2 rRNA genes (1 of these 2 cut by a window edge) are annotated in these 2,500 nt (G+C 53.6%); both read left to right on the top strand.

Annotated features, from left to right (window positions below):
* Positions 1 to 2,092: ribosomal RNA gene (locus AAAZ40_RS00600) — 23S ribosomal RNA — on the top strand; it begins 785 nt to the left of the window's first position.
* 213 nt (positions 2,093 to 2,305) lie between these two features.
* Positions 2,306 to 2,418 (top strand): 5S ribosomal RNA (rrf, locus tag AAAZ40_RS00595).
* The last annotated feature ends 82 nt before the right edge of the window (positions 2,419 to 2,500 follow it).

Genomic DNA, 2,500 nt, shown 5'->3' with positions numbered 1-2,500 from the left:
AAACTTGGAAATAGCTGGTTCTCTCCGAAAACTATTTAGGTAGTGCCTCAAGTATTACCGTCGGGGGTAGAGCACTGTTTAGGCTAGGGGGTCATGGCGACTTACCAAACCTATGCAAACTCCGAATACCGACGAGTACAGCTTGGGAGACAGAGCACCGGGTGCTAACGTCCGGACTCAAGAGGGAAACAACCCAGACCGCCAGCTAAGGTCCCTAAAATTGGCTAAGTGGGAAACGAAGTGGGAAGGCTATGACAGTCAGGATGTTGGCTTAGAAGCAGCCATCATTTAAAGAAAGCGTAATAGCTCACTGATCGAGTCGTCCTGCGCGGAAGATGTAACGGGGCTCAAGCCAGTTACCGAAGCTGCGGATGCACAGCAATGTGCGTGGTAGGAGAGCGTTCTGTAAGCCGTTGAAGGTGGGTTGTGAAGCCTGCTGGAGGTATCAGAAGTGCGAATGCTGACATGAGTAGCGTTAAAGCGGGTGAAAAGCCCGCTCGCCGTAAGCGCAAGGTTTCCTACGCAACGTTCATCGGCGTAGGGTGAGTCGGCCCCTAAGGCGAGGCAGAGATGCGTAGCTGATGGGAAACAGGTCAATATTCCTGTACCGACTGCAAGTGCGATGTGGGGACGGATCTTAATAGGTTATCCGGGTGTTGGAAGTCCCGGTTTAGGCAGAAGTAGGCGTTGGGTAGGCAAATCCGCCCAACATATACCGAGGCTGTCGATCGAGCGAACTTGTTCGTGAAGTAACCAAACGGGGTCCCAGGAAAAGCCACTAAGCTTCAGCTTGCAGTTGACCGTACCGCAAACCGACACTGGTGCGCGAGATGAGTATTCTCAGGCGCTTGAGAGAACTCGGGAGAAGGAACTCGGCAAATTGACACCGTAACTTCGGAAGAAGGTGTGCCCTGGTAGTGTGTAGAGAGCATCGAAGCACGAAGGGGTTGCAAAAAATTGGTGGCTGCGACTGTTTACTAAAAACACAGCACTCTGCAAACACGAAAGTGGACGTATAGGGTGTGACGCCTGCCCGGTGCCGGAAGATTAATTGATGGGGTGCAAGCTCTTGATCGAAGTCCCGGTAAACGGCGGCCGTAACTATAACGGTCCTAAGGTAGCGAAATTCCTTGTCGGGTAAGTTCCGACCTGCACGAATGGCGTAACGATGGCCACGCTGTCTCCTCCCGAGACTCAGCGAAGTTGAAATGTTTGTGATGATGCAATCTCCCCGCGGAAAGACGGAAAGACCCCATGAACCTTTACTGTAGCTTTGTATTGGATTTTGAACGGATCTGTGTAGGATAGGTGGGAGGCTTTGAAGGGCGGATGCTAGTTCGCCTGGAGCCAACGTTGAAATACCACCCTGGTGCGTTTGAGGTTCTAACCTTGGTCCCTGAATCGGGATTGGGGACAGTGCATGGTAGGCAGTTTGACTGGGGCGGTCTCCTCCCAAAGCGTAACGGAGGAGTTCGAAGGTACGCTAGGTACGGTCGGACATCGTGCTAATAGTGCAATGGCATAAGCGTGCTTAACTGCGAGACCGACAAGTCGAGCAGATGCGAAAGCAGGACATAGTGATCCGGTGGTTCTGTATGGAAGGGCCATCGCTCAACGGATAAAAGGTACTCTGGGGATAACAGGCTGATACCGCCCAAGAGTTCATATCGACGGCGGTGTTTGGCACCTCGATGTCGGCTCATCTCATCCTGGGGCTGTAGCCGGTCCCAAGGGTATGGCTGTTCGCCATTTAAAGAGGTACGTGAGCTGGGTTTAAAACGTCGTGAGACAGTTTTGTCCCTATCTTCCGTGGGCGCTGCAGATTTGAGGAAGCCTGCTCCTAGTACGAGAGGACCGGAGTGGACGCACCTCTGGTGTACCGGTTGTCACGCCAGTGGCATCGCCGGGTAGCTATGTGCGGAAGAGATAACCGCTGAAAGCATCTAAGCGGGAAACTCGTTCCAAGATGAGATCTGCCGGGGCCTTGAGCCCCCTGAAGGGTCGTCGAAGACTACGACGTTGATAGGCAGGGTGTGTAAGCGCAGCAATGCGTTGAGCTAACCTGTACTAATTGCCCGTGCGGCTTGACCCTATAATTTTGAAGACCCCATGCATCCTTGCAGGAATGTCTCGAAACGTGTGCCGTAACCATCCGCTGCACTCACGCTCGAGCTCAAAATATTCGCTCAGCATGACCCGGCCAAAGCCCAAAGCTGCAGGCCAACCATGCAAAGCAATCAAGATCCGATTCGACTCTGTGAATCCCGCTGCGCTGCCCCAAAAAGCAGCCCAGCAACCAGTTATGCCTGACGACCATAGCCAGTCGGTCCCACCCCTTCCCATCCCGAACAGGACCGTGAAACGACTGCGCGCCAATGATAGTGCGGATCCCCGTGTGAAAGTAGGTCATCGTCAGGCTGTTATGTGTTTGGTTTGAGGCTGCGCCGCATCGGTGCAGCCCTGACACCAGACTGAGAAGCCTTGGCAACTGCGTTCGCAG

Source organism: Serpentinimonas sp. SMBJO2 (assembly GCF_056341105.1).
This window is presented reverse-complemented; position numbering and strand designations above follow the sequence as displayed.